The following is a 17,755-nucleotide window of genomic DNA, read 5'->3' as shown; positions in this document are numbered from 1 at the left end:
GGTAAAAGATAAAATGAACATCAACTCGGATTACAGCCAGCGCGCCGTGGTGCAGTCGCAAGACTTGCCTTGGGTCGATTCGCCCGCGCAGGGCATACAGCGCAAGATGCTGGAGCGCGACGGTGGCGAAGTGGCGCGCGCGACGTCCATCGTGCGCTACGCGCCGGGCAGCAGCTTCCCCAGCCATCTGCACGAGCTGGGCGAGGAAGTCCTGGTGCTGGACGGCGATTTCTTCGATGAGTCCGGCAGCTATGGCGCTGGGGCCTATCTCAAGAATCCGCCGGGCTCCTCGCATGCGCCGGGCTCGGTCGGCGGCTGCACGCTGCTGGTCAAGCTGCGCCACATGGACCCGCAGGACCGACAAGCCGTGCGCATCGATACCGGCGCGACGGCATGGTTGCCGGGCCTGGTGCCGGGCTTGTCGGTGATGCCCTTGTCCGAGTTCGGCGCCACCCATACCGCGCTGGTGCGTTGGGCGCCCGGCACGCGCTTCAATCCGCACCGGCATTACGGCGGCGAGGAGATCTACGTGCTGGAAGGCGTGTTCGAAGACGAGTTCGGCCGCTATCCAGCCGGCGCCTGGCTGCGCAGCCCGCACCTGAGCGCGCATCAGCCGTTCAGCCGCGAAGGCTGTATCATCCTGGTCAAAGTCGGGCACCTGCCGATTGCCGATCACAAAGAAAGCCAGTAAATGAAGCATTTTTCCGAGATGTCCGAGTCCGCGCTGCGGGTGGTGGATGCGGCCGAGGGCCTGATCCAGGAGCGCGGCTACAACGGCTTTTCGTACGACGACGTAGCCAAGCTGGTCGGCATCAAGAAGCCCAGCATCCACCATCACTTCGCGACCAAGGGCGATCTGGCGGCTGCGGTGGCGCAGCGCTACACGCATCGTTTCCGTGAGCAGCTGCTGCGCATCGAGGTGCAGCACGCCAGGGCGCAGGATCGCCTGACCGCGTATGCGACGCTGTTCGAAAACACTTTCGCCGCCGAGCAGCGGCTGTGCGTCTGCGGCATGCTGGGGGCGGAGGCCAATTCGCTGCCGGAAGGTGTGGTGCACGAGGTGAGCCGCTTCTTCGAGGCCAACACCGAGTGGCTGGCGATGGTGATCGCCGAAGGCCAGCACGCGCAGCAGTTGCGGGCGCAGCCGCAAGCGCGCGCGTTGGCGGAGGCGTTCCTCGCCACGCTGGAGGGCGCGATGATCGTGGCCCGCTCGGTGCGCGGCGCGCGCGGCCCGGCTGGCGTGGCGCAAACCTATTTGTCGACGTTGCTGGCCTGACCGGGCGGCGACGTTCCGTGCCGGCGCAGGCTGGCACTTTTTTAGGTGTAAAAACCTACCAACTAGTTGGTATATTTTGGAGTAAATCGTGCATACATTGAACGGCAGGAAGTTATTGGTTGTCGGCGGCACCAGCGGCATCGGGCTGGAAACGGCGCGGATGGCGCTGGAACAGGGCGCCAGCGTGGCGATCGTCGGCCAGCGCCCGGAGAAAACGGCAGCGGCGCGCGCCGCACTGTCGGAACTGGGCACGGTTGCCGCGCTGACGGCCGACCTGGGCAGCGCGCAAGGCTTGCAGCATCTGCTGGACGCCATCGACGACGGGCACCAGGATATCGACCTGCTGGTGAACGCCGCCGGCGTGTTCTTCCCTAAACCTTTCCTGGCGCATGGCGAGGCCGACTACGACCAATACCAGGCGCTGAACAAGGCCTTCTTCTTCGTCACGCAGAAGGTGGCTGCCAATCTGGTGGCGGCAGGCCGCCCGGGCGCCATCGTCAACATCGGCTCGATGTGGGGCAAGCAGGCGATCGCCGCGACGCCATCGTCCGCCTATTCGATGGCCAAGGCGGGCCTGCATGCGTTGACCCAGCACCTGGCGATGGAGCTGGCGTCGAGCCGGATACGCGTCAACGCCGTGTCGCCGGCGGTGGTGGCGACGCCGATCTACGAGGGTTTCATCCCCAAGGCCGAGGTGCATGACGCGCTGCAGGGATTCAACAGTTTCCACCCGATCGGCCGTGTCGGCACGCCGCGCGACGTGGCCGAAGCGATCATGTTCCTGCTGTCGGACAAGGCGTCGTGGGTCACAGGCGCGGTGTGGGATGTGGACGGCGGCGTCATGGCCGGCCGGGGATAGCCGGATTTGCGCTGGAATATTGACAATTAATCCAGAAGACGCCTTCTAAAGCCAGCCATTTGACGGATAAAAGCGGCCTTTTACGGTGGGACGGGCGTAAATCCTTTAAAATAGCGCCCTGTTCCAGCTCCGCTACAAAGGATTAAAAATGTCAATTTCCAGCACCGAAGAAATCGTCGCCGAATTGCGCGCTGGCCGCATGGTGATCCTGGTCGATGAAGAAGACCGGGAAAACGAAGGCGACTTGGTGCTCGCGGCGGACTTTGTGACGCCTGAAGCCATTAATTTCATGGTCAAGCACGCGCGCGGCCTGGTCTGCCTGACCCTGACCGAAGAGCGCTGCGACCAGCTGAACCTGTCGATGATGTCGGCCCGTAACGGCACCGCCTTCGGCACCAATTTCACCGTGTCGATCGAAGCGGCCGAGGGCGTGACCACGGGCATTTCGGCGGCCGACCGCGCCAAGACCATCCAGGTCGCCGTCGCCAAGGACACCCAGCCGTCGGACATCGTCCAGCCCGGCCACATCTTCCCGCTGAAGGCGCAAAAGGGCGGCGTGCTGATGCGCGCCGGCCATACCGAAGCCGGTTGCGACCTGACCGCGATGGCCGGCCTGACGCCCGCCTCGGTGATCTGCGAGATCATGAAGGACGACGGCACCATGGCGCGCCTGCCGGACTTGCTGGAATTCGCCAAGGAACACGGCCTGAAGATCGGCACCATCGCCGACCTGATCCACTATCGCAGCCGCAACGAGTCGCTGGTCGAGAAGATCGGCGAGCGTCCGCTGAAGACCGCCCAGGGCGACTTCCGCATGATCGCCTTCCGCGACAAGCCGAGCGGCTCGGCCCACCTGGCGCTGGTGCACGGCGATATCGAGAAGAGCAAGGAAACCCTGGTGCGCGTGCATCAGCCGGTGTCCATCCTCGACATCCTGGAATCGGAAGCGACCACCCACTCGTGGAACCTGTCGTCGTCGCTGGCGGCGGTCAAGGCGTCCGAGCGCGGCGTGATCGTGCTGCTCAACTGCGAGGAAACGGCGGAGCAGTTCTTCGCCCAGTTCGACGCGCTGGGCAAGCCGGAAACCAAGCCTAAGGGCCGCGCCGCCAGCATGGACCTGCGCAGCTACGGTATCGGCGCCCAGATCCTGCGCGAAGTCGGCGTCTGCAAGATGCAGCTGCTGGCCAGCCCGCGCAAGATGCCGTCGATGACGGGCTTCGATCTGGAAGTGACCGGCTACATGGCCAAACCACACTAATTCAACCAACACACAAGAGGCACTCCATGACTGTAGGAAGCTACGAAACCAATTTGTCCGGCGACGGCCTGCGTATCGGCATCGTTCAAGCCCGTTTTAACGAAGATGTCTGCCACGGCCTGCTGTCGGCCTGCCTGGCTGAACTGAAGCACCTGGGCGTGGCCGATGAGGACGTGTTGCACGTGACCGTGCCAGGCGCGCTGGAAGTGCCGCTGGTGCTGCAGAAGATGGCCGAGTCGCAGCAGTTCGACGCGCTGGTCGCGCTGGGCGCGGTGATCCGTGGCGAAACCTACCACTTCGAGCTGGTCTCGAACGAATCCGGCGCCGGCATCACCCGCATCGGCCTGGATTATGGTATTCCTATCGCTAACGCCATCCTGACCACCGAGAACGACGAGCAAGCTGAAGTCCGCATGGCCGAAAAAGGCGCCGATGCGGCGCGCGTGGCGGTGGAAATGGCCAATCTGACCATCGCCCTGGAAGAGCTGAACCAGGACCAAGGCGACGACGAGTAAGAACCAGTAGTAAACGGCGCAGTGTGCCGGTATGCGCCGGCGCACTGAGCCGGATTTTGACAGTATTTAAGAACAGGTATAACCATGACAGATAAAATTTTGCACGCCAACCCCAGCAAGAACCGCACGCCGCGCCATCGTGCGCGCGAGTTTGCGTTGCAGGGTTTGTATCAGTGGCTGCTGAACAATGAAGACGCATCCACCGTGGTGAACAACATCCGCGCCGCGCACGGCTTCGACAAGGCCGACGGCGACCACTTCACCGTGCTGCTGTACGGCGCGATCAAGGATTCCGTGGCGCTGCGCGAAAGCTTTGCGCCGCTGGTCGACCGCGGCATCGGCGAGCTGTCGCCGATCGAGCACGCGGTGCTGCTGATCGGCGCGTTCGAGCTGAAGAACAACCTGGAAATCCCTTACCGCGTCGTCATCAACGAAGCGGTCGAGCTGACCAAGTCGTTCGGCGGTATCGACGGCCACAAATACGTCAACGGCGTGCTGGACAAGCTGGCCGCCCGTGTCCGCCCGGACGAAGTCGCCGCCGACAAAAAACGCTAAGCAGCGTTCGGTACTGTGCCAAGCCACCCAAGGTATCTTGTGGTGGCTTTTTTTATTTGGGGTTTGACGGGGAGGGGACTGCGCCGCAGAATCCATTGATTTTAAATCAATGCCGAGGACGCATCATCGAACTGCATTCCCTGAGCACGACGCGGACCTGGCGTCGCCGCGGTTGGCTGGCGCTGATAGGCGGGCTGCATCTGTTGGCCTTCCTGTGCTGGCGCGCGCCTGAGCGGCCCTTGGCGGCGGCTGTGGGGCGCCACGAGGCCATCACCTATATCCTGGCGCCGGCGAAGCGGCCGCAGCCCAAGCTTATCCAGGAGCCCGGAGCGCCTCGCGAGGCCCGTGTGGCCGCCGCACCGCGCATGACGCTGTTGCCCGCGCCGCAAGCGCCGCAGCCAGTGCAGCCGGTGCAGCCTCCAGCGCCAGCGGCTGCGCAGGCGATTACGCAGGCCGTGCCGCCCCCAGATCCGTTCGCGCTGCCATCCGACAAGCCGGCCGAGGATCTGCGGCAACGCGCGCTCAAGAGCGCGGCCGCGGCAGACCGGCAATTGCGCAAGGAAGCCTGGCATCCTGACGCGAAGAAGATCGCCAACGACTCGACGCCGCTGAGCGCTGCCGTGGCCAGCGCCTACGTCGGCAACGACCAGGGCTTTACCACGGAAAACCTGACCACGCCGGATGGGCGCATGATGACCAAGGTGCGTACGCTGGGTGGCAGCGTCTACTGCGGTACCAAGCAGTCGAACAACAGCACGGCGATCGATCCCTTCCGCGACGGCGTCAAGACCTTTGTCGGCACTTGCCCTAAACCCTTCGGCAAGTAGAAGGACGGCATATTTGACGGCAAGAGGGCCTTGCCCCATCATGCATTGTTTTTAAATTAACTGCGAAAGCCTGTTATCGAACTGCATACCTTGAACGCGGCGCCGGCCTGGCGCCGCCGTGGCTGGCTGGCGCTGATAGGCGGCGCCCATGTGCTGGGGTTTATCTGCTGGCGTTCGCCTGAGCGGCTGCACTCCCCAGTGTCTTTGGCGCCGCAGCCGGGCATCGCCTACATCCTGCCATCGTTTGTGCCGCCGCCGGAGCGGCCGAAACCGCCTCCCAGGCTGGCCCGGCCCGTTCGCGAGCCGGTGGCGCCGCGCATGACGCTGGCGCCCGTTGCGCCGCAAGCTGCGCCGCTTCCCGTGGAGCCACGGACGCCCCAGGCGATCACGCAGGCCCCGCCACCCGACCCGTTCGCGCTGCCGGCAGCCAAGCCGTCCGACGATCTGCTGCAGCGCTCGATCAAGGGCGCCGCCGCCGCCGACCGGCAGTTACGCAAGGAAGCCTGGAATCCGCGCGACAAGAAAATCGCCAACGACACCACCATGCTGGCCGATAAGTTGGGAAGCGCCTATGTCGGCAGGGAAGGCACGACCCAGGAGAGCATCACGCTCGACGATGGCCGCGTGATGACCAAGATCCGCATGGCGAACGGCAGCACATTCTGCGCGGTCAAGGAGTCGAACGGCGTGACCGGCGGCCGCGATCCCTTCCGCGACGGCGTCAAGACCAAGATCACCTCCTGCTCGCGCTGATTGCTGCGGACGTAAAAAAGCCACCTCGCGAGGTGGCTTGTTTTATCTGCGATCAGATCAAAGACCGGCGATCTGGGTGCCGCTGACCGATTTGTCTACCGCCGCGACCGGCGGGGTAGGCTTGGCTGGCGCTGCCGCCATCATCGGGGTAATCGTCGGCACCTTCTTGCCTGCCGAAACCTGCTTCAGGCGCTGGTATTCGGCCAGCACTTTCGAACCGTAGCCATCGTCATGCTCGAACGCCGCGGCGCCGACATAGATCTTCAGGCCGGCTTCGACGGAGCCGCCACGGGTGACGTAGTCCTTCAGGATCAGCGAGCCGACACGGATGTTGGCCACCGGGTTCAGCGCTGCTTGCAGGCCGCCCATTTCCTGGAATTTATCGTGGTGCACCTTCGACATCACCTGCATCAGGCCTTGCGCGCCGACCGGGCTTTCCGCGAACGGATTCAGGCCCGATTCAATCGCCATCACCGCCAGGATCAGCAGCGGATCGAGCTTGATCTCGCGTGCCGTCAGGTAGGCGGTGGACACCAGCATATTGGCGGCGTCGCCCGCTACGCGGTAGCGCTTGGACAGCCAGGATGTTACCCATTGCTGCTGCTTCTGCGTGCCCAGCAGGGCTTTTTCTTCGGCGGTCAGCGGTGCGGTGCTGGCGGCCGGGGTGGAGGACGGCGTTTCCATCAGGGCCGACAGCGGCGGCGCCACGACGGCAACGGCTTCAACTTCCGGTTCGTGGTTCAGGCTGTTGCTCAGTGCCTTGGCCAGGTCGGGACGGACAAACAGTACTGCCATTACTACTAAAGCGGTCACACCCAGGATGGTCAGGGTGTGTTGGGCGGTGGTCAGCACGCCTTTTGCCGAAACGCGAGTCGTGGAAAACCACGCTGCTGGCTGGCGAGCCATGGTGCGGGCAAACTGCGTTGCGCCGGTGATGCGATTGATCATATAGTTCCCCTGAAATGTCCGTAAAAGCGGGTCCCCGCCAGCGTTGAACGCAGCTAACCGGGTGCTAATGCCGTGCATCAGAAATTTCTCATCGTCCGCCGCCGCTGGGAGCGCGCGTTGGACGCCGTCATTGCTTGCTAGAGCTGATGTTTCCCTGTGGTATTCGATCAGTCGCAATACAACTTCTTTCGGGGGTAAGGCAGACGCCTTTTGAAAACACTCCTTAAAATGTCATGTGGAGCCCCGACTCCGTGAATGAATGAGCAACACATTTGTGTGGACCGCGTTCCGGGCTCAACCCGTGCTGGACCGTGTTCTCTTCAAGTAGGGCAAATTGTAGAAGCCGTTTTATATCAAGTCAATACTAACGCAATTGAAAGCTATAACTTTTAAATCTTACTTTTTTGCTTGTATTGCGCCTAAAACCAATAAAATCAACTACTTGACCTGTCTTTTTAAACAGTATGCTGCGTTGTAAGAAAAAATTAAAAAACGATGAAATATTCTGATTTGCGAGATTTTATTTCTCAACTGCAACGGATGGGCGAACTTAAGCCCATTTTGGTGCCCGTTTCACCATATTTGGAGATGACCGAGGTTTGCGACCGCACTTTGCGGGCCGGCGGACCGGCTTTGCTGTTCCAGAATCCGACCGGACACAGCATGCCTGTGCTGGGCAATCTGTTCGGCACCGAGCGCCGCGTCGCGCTCGGCATGGGGGCGGACAGCGTCGGCGAACTGCGCAAGATAGGCCATGTGCTGGCCCGCCTGAAGGAGCCGGAACCGCCGAAGGGTTTCAAGGACTTGATGGGCATGGGCTCGCTGGTCAAAGCCGTGTGGGACATGGCGCCCAAGGAGCTGCGCGGTGCGCCGTGCCAGGAAATCGTGTGGGAGGGCGCCGACGTCGATCTGTCGAAGCTGCCGATCCAGCACTGCTGGCCCGGTGACGTCGCGCCTTTGATTACCTGGGGCCTGGTGATTACCAAGGGCCCTAATAAGAAGCGCCAGAACCTGGGCATCTACCGCCAGCAGGTGCTGGGCCCGAACAAGGTCATCATGCGCTGGCTGGCGCACCGTGGCGGCGCGCTGGACTTCCGCGAGCACGCCATACAGAGCAAGGGCCAGCCTTATCCGATCTGCGTCGCGCTGGGCGCCGATCCCGCTACTATATTAGGCGCGGTGACGCCGGTGCCGGACAGCCTGTCCGAATACCAGTTCGCCGGCCTGCTGCGCGGCAGCCGCACCGAGCTGGTCAAGGCCATCGGCAGCGAGCTGCGCGTGCCGGCGTCGGCCGAGATTGTGCTGGAAGGCCATATCTATCCTGACGAAAACCATCCGAGCGGCTACGAGCATGCGCTGGAAGGCCCGTACGGCGACCACACCGGCTATTACAACGAGCAGGACTCGTTCCCGGTGTTCACCATCGACCGTATCACGATGCGCCGCGATCCGATCTACCATTCCACCTACACCGGCAAGCCGCCCGACGAACCGGCGATCCTGGGCCTGGCGTTGAACGAGGTGTTCGTGCCGCTGCTGCAGAAGCAGTTCTCGGAGATCACCGACTTCCACCTGCCGGCCGAGGGCTGCAGCTACCGCATGGCGGTGGTGCAGATCAAGAAGCAGTACGCGGGCCACGCCAAGCGCGTGATGTTCGGCGTGTGGAGCTTCCTGCGCCAGTTCATGTACACCAAGTTCATCGTGGTGGTGGACGAGGACGTGAACATCCGCGACTGGAACGAGGTGATCTGGGCGATCACCACCCGCGTCGACCCGACCCGCGACACTACGCTGGTCGACAACACGCCCATCGATTACCTGGACTTCGCCTCGCCGGTGAGCGGCCTGGGCAGCAAGATGGGCATCGACGCCACCAACAAGTGGCCGGGCGAAACCACGCGCGAATGGGGCACCACGATCAGCATGACGCCCGAGGTGAAAGCACGGGTGGATCAGATTTGGCAGGAGTTGGGGCTGTAGGTTATAATTGATCCCGGCGGGCCCCTGCGCATTGTGGCATGGCTAACCTGGTCAGGTCGGGAACGAAGCAGCCACGGCTATTAACCATAAGTGCCGCAGATCAGGCTCGCCTCCTTCGGGAAATATTAAAAAAGCTGCCCAGGGCAGCTTTTTTTTATTTGCTCATCATTTACTCGTCATCCAGCAGCGCCTCCAGCGGCCGCTCGGACGCCACCAGCAATGGATTCTCCTTCAGCCATGCGGATTCAGGCGTCAGCTTGATCTGGTTCTTCGCGTCCGTGCGATAGACGTTGGCGCCCAGCTTGAGCTCCGCCGGCTTGGCAAACTTGAACAGCACCGACTTGACGCTCGGCGCGAACATGCTGAAGGCGCCAGCCATTTTCTTGATGGCGTTGTTGGTCTGGCCGACGGCGCCCATCACCTGTGCATATTGCCACTGCGTGCCCTCGGGCAGCACCGCCGTCACTTCGTAGTTCATCGCGGACTTCTCGCCCTTCGGCAGGTTGGTCATGATCTTGGTGTCGTCCGTCATCCACTTGGCGTTCGGCACCAGGGTCAGGCGATAGTCGGGAGACAGCGGCGTCAGCAGCGAGCGTTCGCTGCCGTGCACCACGGTCAGCACCACGTCGGCCGGCTGATACTTGGTGTTCTTGGGTTTGACGGTGACGAACAGCTTGATCTTGTCGCGTTCGGCGGGCGGAATGGCGTAATACTTGTCGAGGCGCAGTTCTTCAACCAGCTTCTTATAAGGCACCCATTCGCGTTCGTCCGCATGGGCGGCGAGGGACAGCAACAGCAACGGCAGCAGGACAAGTTTCATCATGTGTTTCCATGTTAAAAGGAAAACAAATTGTAAGGCGCTTATGCCTGATTACCAAATCTGCTCATGCCTTGTTACAATTGCCGTTTTGGCGACCCTGACGCCGCAGCAGCTAGGCGGAGCAGGATAGGCCCTTTGCACCCGCTATCTACGGTAAAATCCCAGCATGTCCTATCAAGTCCTCGCCCGTAAATACCGCCCCAAGAATTTCGAAACGCTCGTCGGCCAGGAGCACGTCGTGCGCGCGCTGACGCACGCCTTGCACAGCGGTCGCCTGCACCACGCCTATCTGTTCACCGGAACGCGCGGGGTCGGCAAGACCACCTTGTCGCGCATCCTGGCCAAATCGCTCAACTGCGTGGGCCCGGACGGCAATGGCGGCATCACGCCGACGCCGTGCGGCGTGTGCGAAGCGTGTACCGCGATCGATGCGGGCCGCTTTGTCGATTACATCGAGATGGATGCGGCGTCGAACCGCGGCGTCGACGAGATGGCGCAGCTGCTGGAGCAGGCGGTGTACGCGCCGAGCAATGCGCGCTTCAAGGTCTATATGATCGATGAGGTGCACATGCTGACCAACCACGCCTTCAACTCGATGCTGAAGACGCTGGAGGAACCGCCGGAGCACGTCAAGTTCATCCTGGCAACCACCGATCCGCAGAAGATTCCGGTGACGGTGCTGTCGCGCTGCCTGCAGTTCAACCTGAAGCAGATGCCGCCGGGTCACATCATCGGCCATCTGGACAATATCCTGGGGCAGGAGGGCATCAGCTTCGAGGCGCCTGCCTTGCGTCTGCTGGCCGCCGGCGCGCACGGTTCGATGCGCGATGCGCTGTCGCTGACCGACCAGGCGATCGCCTACGCCGCCGGTGCGGTGACGCTGGATGCGGTGCAGGGCATGCTGGGTGCGCTGGACCAGTCCTATCTGATCCGCCTGCTCGATGCGCTGGCCGCGCAGGATGGCGCGGATCTGCTGGCCGTGGCCGACGAGATGGCGACGCGCAGTCTGTCGTACAACGGCGCTTTGCAGGATCTGGGTACCTTGCTGCACAGGATAGCGCTGGCGCAGACGGTGCCGGCGGCGTTGCCGGAAGACTTGCCTGAGCATGCGGATATTGTGCGTCTGGCCGCCGCTTTCGATGCGGAAGAAGTGCAGCTGTATTATCAGATCGCTGTGCATGGACGGAATGAGTTGGGCTTGGCGCCGGATGAATATGCGGGCTTCTCGATGACGCTGCTGCGCATGCTGGCCTTTCGGCCCGGCGTAGGCGGGGCGGAGGGACAGCCTGCTGCGGCGCCGGCCATGTCGCGCTCGGGCGCGGTGGCGGCGGCACGCGCTGCCGCGGCGCCGCCTGCCCGGGCGGCTGCGCATGTGCAGGCCAGCCATGCGAGCGTGACGCCGGCTGCGGTGGTCGCCGGTGCGGCGGCCGCGATGGCGCGCAGTGAGGTGCCTGCTTCTGCTTCGGCTCCTGCTCCTGCTCCTGCTCCGGCGGCGTTCGCGGCTCCGGCTGCGGCTACCCCGTCTGCCAGCGCGATGCCGTCCGCCATGACCGCGCCAGCTGCGCCTGCGCCTGTCGCTGCGCCGTCGGCGATGCCTGCGCACGTGGCTCCGGCACCGGCGGTGGCTGAAGCTGCGCCCGCACCGGCGACATCATCTGCGCCGATGAGTCCGGCACGCGCTGCAATCAATGCGGCGCTGGAAGCTGCGCGCGCGGCATCCAAGCCTGGTGCGCGTTCGTCGTCGGCCGGCGCTGCGCCAGCCGCTGCAGCTCCGGCGACGACGCCTGCCGCCACGCCATCGTATCCGGCCGCATCCGCGCCGCAAGGCTCAGCGCCAGCGGCGTCCGGCGCATCGACGCCGCCATCCGGCTTCGCGGCGGGCCCGGCTTCGCAGCCGGCCGGCTTTGCGTCCGGCGCGCCTTCGCAAGCGCAGGCGCCGAATGCTGCGTACACGCCGCCTGCCGCGCCGGCAGCCGTCGCGCCATCGCGCCCTGCGCCTTGGGAAGACATGCCGCCAACGATGGCCATGGGCGGCGATACGCAAGCTGCCGTGCTGGAAGCGCCGGTGCGCCAGGTCGCGCCGCAGCAGGTGGCGCCGCAAGCCGCGCCCGCTTCCAAGCCTGCTCCCCGGCAGGCCGACGAAGAGGATGACCTACCGCCCTGGGTCACTGAGTTTTCCGATGACAGCGCGGTAGCGCAATCCGCGCCCGCGCCGGCTTACGCGCCGTCGCGTTCGCACGCGCCACAGGCCGCACAGCAGCAACAGCCGTCGAGCCAGGCATCGCACCACCAGGCGCCTCCACCGCTGGCCTACGCCGACGAGGCGCAAGCCGTCGTCATGCCGGCCCGCGCCGCGCCGGCGCCTGCCAAAGCGCCGCACGCCTACGTCATCACGCCGGTACCGGAACTGAACTGGGACGGCAACTGGCCGGCCGTGGCCGCCGCCCTGCCGTTGCGCGGCGTGGCCCAGCAGCTGGCCATGCAGGCAGAACTCATCGACTGCAGCATCGACGGCAACGCGGTCGTGTTCAAGGTCCGCGTGCCGATCGAAACCTGGCGCACGCCGGGCAACGTGGAAAAACTCACCGTCGCGCTGACCGAACGCTTCGGCCGCGCGGTGCGCGTGGAGACCGAACTGGGCGCCGTCTGGTACACCGCCAGCGCCGAAGCCCAGGCGCATCGCGAAGCCTGCCAGCGCGCCGCCGAGGAAACCGTCGCCCACGATCCCTTTGTGAACAGCCTGATACGGGAGTTCGACGCCTGGGTGGTGCCGGGCTCCATCACGCCGCCGCCCGCCGTCGCGGCTGCGGCAGCGAACTGATCACATCCTTAACTTTCAATACACGGAGAATTCCATCATGATGAAGAACCAACTGGCCGGCTTGATGAAACAAGCGCAAGCAATGCAGGACAATATGAAGAAGGCGCAGGACGCGCTGGCCCTGATCGAAGTCGAAGGCCAGTCCGGCGCCGGCCTGGTCAAGGTCGTGATGACCTGCAAGAACGACGTCAAGCGCGTGTCGATCGACCCGTCGCTGCTGGCCGACGACAAGGACATGCTGGAAGACCTGGTCGCCGCCGCCTTCAACGACGCCGTGCGCAAGGCCGAAGCCACCTCCGCCGAGAAGCTGGGCGGCCTGACCGCCGGCATGAATCTGCCGGCCGGCTTCAAGATGCCTTTCTAAGGGCAGGCGCCGCTTAGCACTCCATGTCCAAATCGCTGGAATTTCTGACGGAAGCGTTACGCCGTCTGCCCGGCGTCGGCCCCAAGTCGGCGCAACGGATGGCGTTTCACTTGCTGCAGCATGACCGCGAAGGCGCGGACATGCTGTCGCGCGCATTGCACCAGGCGGTCAACGCCGTGCACCACTGCGCGCTGTGCAATACCTTCACCGAGGAAGACGTCTGCGACACCTGCAACGACGAGCAGCGCGACCGCCGCCTGCTGTGCGTGGTGGAGACGCCGGCCGACCAGCTGATGATCGAGCAGACCCTGACCTACAAGGGCCTGTACTTCGTGCTGATGGGACGGCTGTCGCCGCTGGACGGCATCGGTCCCAAGGACATCCATCTGGAAAAACTGGTGGCGCGCGCCACCGACGGCCTGGTGACGGAAGTGGTGCTGGCCACCAATTTCACCAACGAGGGCGAGGCCACCGCGCACTACATCAGCGAGATGCTGAAGGCGCGCGGCCTGCGCGTGAGCCGGCTGGCGCGCGGCGTGCCGGTGGGCGGCGAACTGGAGTACGTGGACGCGGGCACCATCGCCCGCGCCATGCTGGATCGAAGGGCGACATGACGACCACGAACACCGCCGGCCCATTGGCCGGCATCAAGGTACTGGAACTGGGCACGCTGATCGCGGGCCCTTTTTGTGCGCGCATGCTGGGCGAGTTCGGCGCCGAGGTGATCAAGATCGAGTCGCCCGACGGCGGCGATCCGATCCGCAAATGGCGGGTGCTGAAGGACGGCACCTCGCTGTGGTGGTCGGTCCAGTCGCGCAATAAAAAATCGCTGACGCTGAACATGAAGCACGCGCGCGGCCGCGCCATCGCGTGCCAGCTGGCGCTGGAGGCGGACATCGTCATCGAGAACTACCGCCCCGGCGTGCTGGAGAAGTGGGACCTCGGCTACGAGCAATTGAAGGCCATCAATCCCGCCACCATCATGGTGCGCCTGTCGGGCTTCGGCCAAACCGGACCGATGAAGGACTTGCCCGGCTTCGGCGCCATCGGCGAATCGATGGGCGGGCTGCGCTACGTGTCCGGCCACGCGGACCGGCCGCCGGTGCGGGTCGGCGTGTCGATCGGCGATTCGGTGGCGGCGCTGCACGGCGTGATCGGCGCGATGATGGCGCTGCGCCACCGCGACGCCACCGGCGGCAAGCTCAAGGGCGAGGGCCAGATGGTCGACGTGGCCTTGTACGAATCCGTGTTCAACCTGATGGAGTCGCTGGTGCCGGAGTTCGACCACGCGGGCGTGGTGCGCGAACGCACCGGCGGCGCGCTGCCCGGCATCGTGCCGTCCAACACCTACACCACGCGGGACGGCGAGAACATCGTCATCGCCGGCAACGGCGACGCCATCTTCAAGCGGCTGATGCTGGCCATGGGCCGCATCGACCTGGCCGGCGATCCCCAGCTGGAACGCAACGACGGCCGCGTGCAGCGCACGCAGGAGATCGACGATGCGATCCAGGCCTGGTGCGATACGCAGGACATCGACGGCGCGCTGGCCGTGCTGAAGGCGGCCGACGTGCCGGCCGGGAAAATCTACTCGGTGCGCGACATGATGGTCGATCCGCAATTCCTGGCGCGCGGCATGTTCGAGCAGCACCAGTTCGCCGACGGCACGCCGGTCAAGCTGCCGGCGATCTCGCCCAAGCTGTCGGCCACGCCCGGCCACACCAAGTGGATGGGGCCGGCGCTGGGCGAGCACAACGACGAGATCCTGCGGTCGCTAGGCTACAGCGCCGCCGACATCGCCGCGATGAAGGCGGACGGCGCGCTCTAGCCCGGCGTCAGATCTGCGCGGACTTGATCGGGCGGCCGCCGTCGCCGCCCATGACGCCGTTCAGCGCGAACTGCTGGCCCAGCATCAGGTCGATCGATTCCGGCGGCGACGGGTGGCCCAGGTAGTAGCCCTGCGCCATGTCGCAGCCGAACTGCTCCAGCAGCACCAGCTGGGCGCCGGTCTCCACGCCCTCGGCCACCACCGCCATCTTCAAGCCATGCGCCATGGCGATGATGGCGCGCGTGATGGCGGCGTTTTCCGAATCCTGCGGCAGGCCGCTGATGAAGCTGCGGTCTATCTTCAGCGCCCGCACGTCGAAGCGCTTGAGGTAGTTCATCGACGAGTAGCCGGTGCCGAAGTCGTCGATCGACAGGTAGACGCCGATGCCGCGCAACTGCTCCAGCGTGACCATGGTGGCGCGGGCGTCGTCCATCAGCGTGCCTTCGGTCAGCTCCAGTTCCAGCAGCTCGGCCGGCAGGCCGGTGTCGTGCAGCGTGGACAGCACGATCTGCGTCAGGTTCTCATCCTTGAATTGTTTGGCCGACAGGTTGACCGCCACCCGCACCGGACGCTGGCCTGTCTGCTGCCACGCCATCGCCTGCCGGCAGGCGGTGCGCAGCACCCATTCGCCGATCGGCACGATCAGGCCGGTTTCCTCGGCCAGCGGGATGAACTCGGTCGGCGAGATGATGCCGCGCTCCGGGTGGCGCCAGCGCACCAGCGCCTCGACGCCGACGATCTGCGCGCTGGAGACGTCGATCTGCGGCTGGTACAGCAGGTACAGCTCGTCGTTCTGCAAGGCCCGGCGCAGGCCGACTTCGAGCTGGACGTGGCTCATGATCTGCATCGTCAGCGACGAGCTGTACAGCTTGGCGTTGTTCTTGCCGCAGTTCTTGGCGTGGTACATCGCCGTGTCCGCGTACTTGAGCAGGGAGTTGCAATCCTCGCCGTCCTCGGGATACAGCGAGATGCCGATGCTGGCGGTGACGAAGATTTCGTGCGTGTCCAGCAGGAAGGGGCGGCGCATCGCCTCCTTGACGCGGTGGGCGACGTTGAGGGCGTTCTCCACCCGCTCCAGGTCGGGGATCAGGATGGTGAATTCGTCGCCGCCCAGGCGCGCCAGGTTGTTGTTGCCGACCTCGGTGCGCGAGACCAGGTCGCTGGGCCGCGTGGTTTCGCGCAGGCGCTCGGAGACGGCCTTGAGCAGGTGGTCGCCGACGTCGTGGCCCAGCGTGTCGTTGATGCGCTTGAAGGCGTCCAGGTCCATGAACAGCACGGCGAACTTCTTGTTGCCCTTGCGCGAGCGCACCAGCTCGGCCTCCAGCGTTTCCAGGAAGGCTTGGCGGTTGGGGATGCCGGTCAGGCTGTCGCAGTAGGCCAGGCGGCGTATCTGCTCCTCGGTGCGCTTGCGCTCGCTGATGTCGCGCACCAGGCCCAGCACTTCGTCGGGGCCGGTGGCCACCAGCCGCGCCTCGAAATGCCGCACCGGCGCCGGCACCGCATGCTCGCCCTGGCGCACGCGCGCGGCCGCGCCGGGGATGGGCAGTTCGTAGTCGAGCGAGCGGATGTGCTGGGTGTCGAGCACGGTCTGCACCTGCTCCAGCATGTGCTGGGCGATGTCGTCCGGCAGCACCTGGTTCAGGTGGCGGCCGACGCACTGCTCGCTGGCGAACACGCTGCTTGCTTCGTGGCCCTGTTCGTAGTCGAGGTAGTAGCCTTCCTTGTTCATGCGGAAGAAGGTGTCGGGGATGGCCGCCAGCACCGCGCGGTGGTGGGCGTCGGCGATGCGCAGGCGGGTGATGGCGTCGCTGGCGCGCAGCACGTACAGCACGCGGTGGCCGAGGATGGGCCAGTTGATCGGCTTGGAGACGAAATCGGTGGCGCCGGCCTCGTAGGCCAGCGTCACGGATTCGAGCTCGTCGCCGCCCGTCACCATGATGATGGGCACGGTGGACTGGGTTTCCAGGCGGCGGATTTCGCGGCACACGGCGAAGCCGTCCATGCCGGGCATGTCGACGTCGAGCAGCAGCAGGTCCGGCGCCAGGCGCTGGTAGCAGGCCACGGCTTGCAGGCCGTCTTCGGCCTCGACCGCGTCCAGGCCGACCTGGGCCAGCATTTCCAGCATCAGCAGGCGCATCACGGGGTCGTCGTCGGCGACCAGGACCAGGCCGCGCTTGGGGGAGGTGGGCGTCGCCATGTCAGATTTCCTTTTCCAGGATAGCTCCCAACGCCTGCCGCACGGCCTGGAAAGATCGTTCCATCTCGGCCAGCAGGAGGGCGGCGCCGGCGGTGGTGTCGTTGCGTCCCAGTTGCTCCATCTCCTTGCTGTGCTGCGCCAGCGCGGTCGCACCGACGTTGGCGCTGCTCGATTTGAGGCTGTGGGCGGCCTTGCGCAGCTGCACGGTATTGCCGGTGGCAATGGCCTGTTGCAGCGCGCGCAGGTGGCTGGGGGTGTCGTCGAGATAGGCTTGCAGCACGCGCTCCAGCAGCGCGTCGCCGTTGCTGGCGCTCAGGGCGCGGATGTTGTCCAGCGCCTGGCGGTTGATCTCGCCGCCGAAGGCGGTGGCGGCCGGCGCGGGCGCCTGCTGCACTGCCGCCTCCTGCGCGGCGGGCACGCGCGGCAGGCTGATCCAGCGGGCGATGGTCTGTCCCAATGCCTGTTGCGTGAAGGGCTTGCTCAGGTAGTCGTCCATGCCGGCGGCCAGGCAGGATTCGCGGTCGCCCTGCAGCGCGTTGGCGGTGATGGCGATGATGGGCAGGTTGCGCGCGCGCCCGCGCTGTTGTTCGTGGCGGCGGATTTCCGTGGTCGCGGCGAAGCCGTCCATGACCGGCATCTGGCAATCCATCAGGATCAGGTCGAATTCGCCGGCCTGCACCGAGTGCAGCGCTTCCTCGCCGTTGCAGGCGCGGCTCACTTCCAGCCCCAGCCCTTCGAGCATGGCGCTGGCGAC

At 64.8% G+C, this 17,755-nt stretch carries 17 protein-coding genes and 1 other RNA gene; 14 read left to right on the top strand and 4 right to left on the bottom strand.

The window, feature by feature from the left end:
* Window positions 1-13 precede the first annotated feature (13 nt).
* The 8 genes from DUGA2_RS29645 to DUGA2_RS29610 all read left to right on the top strand — a co-directional run bounded on the left by DUGA2_RS29645 (window position 14) and on the right by DUGA2_RS29610 (window position 6,043).
* A complete protein-coding gene (locus tag DUGA2_RS29645; RefSeq protein WP_070272941.1) occupies window positions 14-691 on the top strand; it encodes a cupin domain-containing protein in 678 nt (225 codons plus the stop codon).
* The gene (locus tag DUGA2_RS29640; RefSeq protein WP_070272940.1) at window positions 692-1,276 is read left to right on the top strand and encodes a TetR/AcrR family transcriptional regulator; all 585 of its coding nucleotides are present in this window, start codon (window positions 692-694) and stop codon (window positions 1,274-1,276) included.
* Window positions 1,277-1,364: 88 nt separating this feature from the next.
* Window positions 1,365-2,135 carry an SDR family NAD(P)-dependent oxidoreductase gene (locus DUGA2_RS29635; protein WP_083296533.1) on the top strand — a complete coding sequence of 257 codons (771 nt, stop codon included), beginning with the start codon at window positions 1,365-1,367 and terminating at the stop codon, window positions 2,133-2,135.
* A gap of 148 nt (window positions 2,136-2,283) precedes the next feature.
* Window positions 2,284-3,393, top strand: coding sequence for a bifunctional 3,4-dihydroxy-2-butanone-4-phosphate synthase/GTP cyclohydrolase II (gene ribBA / locus DUGA2_RS29630; protein WP_070272938.1), 1,110 nt, complete (start codon window positions 2,284-2,286; stop codon window positions 3,391-3,393).
* 26 nt (window positions 3,394-3,419) lie between these two features.
* Window positions 3,420-3,908 (top strand): 6,7-dimethyl-8-ribityllumazine synthase, encoded by a 489-nt coding sequence (gene ribH / locus DUGA2_RS29625; RefSeq protein ID WP_008446743.1) that lies wholly within the window; start codon window positions 3,420-3,422, stop codon window positions 3,906-3,908.
* Window positions 3,909-3,992: 84 nt separating this feature from the next.
* Complete coding sequence (nusB, locus tag DUGA2_RS29620; protein ID WP_070272937.1) at window positions 3,993-4,463, top strand: transcription antitermination factor NusB; 471 nt, start codon at window positions 3,993-3,995, stop codon at window positions 4,461-4,463.
* A gap of 95 nt (window positions 4,464-4,558) precedes the next feature.
* Complete coding sequence (locus DUGA2_RS29615; protein ID WP_229214798.1) at window positions 4,559-5,290, top strand: hypothetical protein; 732 nt, start codon at window positions 4,559-4,561, stop codon at window positions 5,288-5,290.
* A gap of 90 nt (window positions 5,291-5,380) precedes the next feature.
* Window positions 5,381-6,043, top strand: a complete 663-nt coding sequence (locus tag DUGA2_RS29610) for a hypothetical protein (RefSeq protein ID WP_070272936.1) — start codon at window positions 5,381-5,383, stop codon at window positions 6,041-6,043.
* Between the two features lie 57 nt (window positions 6,044-6,100).
* Here DUGA2_RS29610 and DUGA2_RS29605 read toward each other — a convergent pair whose 3' ends face one another.
* Window positions 6,101-6,991, bottom strand: coding sequence for a lytic transglycosylase domain-containing protein (locus DUGA2_RS29605; protein ID WP_141753421.1), 891 nt, complete (start codon window positions 6,989-6,991; stop codon window positions 6,101-6,103).
* Window positions 6,992-7,486: 495 nt separating this feature from the next.
* Here DUGA2_RS29605 and ubiD point away from each other — a divergent pair, with 495 nt between their 5' ends.
* Both ubiD and ffs read left to right on the top strand, forming a co-directional pair.
* A complete protein-coding gene (gene ubiD, locus DUGA2_RS29600) occupies window positions 7,487-8,971 on the top strand; it encodes a 4-hydroxy-3-polyprenylbenzoate decarboxylase (protein ID WP_071658999.1) in 1,485 nt (494 codons plus the stop codon).
* Window positions 8,972-8,986: 15 nt separating this feature from the next.
* An RNA gene (ffs, locus tag DUGA2_RS29595) (signal recognition particle sRNA small type) lies at window positions 8,987-9,085 on the top strand.
* 55 nt (window positions 9,086-9,140) lie between these two features.
* Here the strand turns inward: ffs and DUGA2_RS29590 are convergent.
* On the bottom strand, window positions 9,141-9,794 hold the full coding sequence (locus tag DUGA2_RS29590) for a DUF2987 domain-containing protein (protein WP_070272934.1): 654 nt from the start codon (window positions 9,792-9,794) through the stop codon (window positions 9,141-9,143).
* A gap of 163 nt (window positions 9,795-9,957) precedes the next feature.
* Between DUGA2_RS29590 and dnaX the strand changes: the two genes are divergently transcribed.
* From dnaX to DUGA2_RS29570, 4 genes are read left to right on the top strand one after another with little or no spacing between them, the layout of a single operon-like run.
* Entirely contained in the window at window positions 9,958-12,612 is a 2,655-nt protein-coding gene (gene dnaX, locus DUGA2_RS29585; RefSeq protein ID WP_070272933.1) for a DNA polymerase III subunit gamma/tau, read from the top strand.
* Between the two features lie 37 nt (window positions 12,613-12,649).
* On the top strand, window positions 12,650-12,976 hold the full coding sequence (locus tag DUGA2_RS29580) for a YbaB/EbfC family nucleoid-associated protein (protein WP_070272932.1): 327 nt from the start codon (window positions 12,650-12,652) through the stop codon (window positions 12,974-12,976).
* Window positions 12,977-12,999: 23 nt separating this feature from the next.
* The gene (gene recR, locus DUGA2_RS29575) at window positions 13,000-13,590 is read left to right on the top strand and encodes a recombination mediator RecR (RefSeq protein WP_008446752.1); all 591 of its coding nucleotides are present in this window, start codon (window positions 13,000-13,002) and stop codon (window positions 13,588-13,590) included.
* Window positions 13,587-14,804: a CaiB/BaiF CoA-transferase family protein gene (locus DUGA2_RS29570; RefSeq protein WP_070272931.1), complete on the top strand. Its 1,218-nt coding sequence runs from the start codon at window positions 13,587-13,589 to the stop codon at window positions 14,802-14,804. The genes recR and DUGA2_RS29570 overlap by 4 nt, the downstream gene beginning before the upstream one ends.
* 7 nt (window positions 14,805-14,811) lie before the next feature.
* Here the strand turns inward: DUGA2_RS29570 and DUGA2_RS29565 are convergent, their stop codons facing one another.
* Entirely contained in the window at window positions 14,812-17,001 is a 2,190-nt protein-coding gene (locus DUGA2_RS29565) for a bifunctional diguanylate cyclase/phosphodiesterase (protein ID WP_070272930.1), read from the bottom strand.
* A 1-nt stretch (window position 17,002) separates the two neighbouring features.
* Window positions 17,003-17,755, bottom strand: a 753-nt coding sequence (locus DUGA2_RS29560; RefSeq protein WP_141753420.1) for a response regulator, incomplete at its 5' end; no start/stop codon positions are given.

The organism is Duganella sp. HH101 (assembly GCF_001758795.1).
Lineage (GTDB): Bacteria > Pseudomonadota > Gammaproteobacteria > Burkholderiales > Burkholderiaceae_D > Rugamonas > Rugamonas rivuli.
Note: the sequence above shows the minus strand (reverse complement) of the source record. Positions and strands in the feature narration are given on the sequence as shown.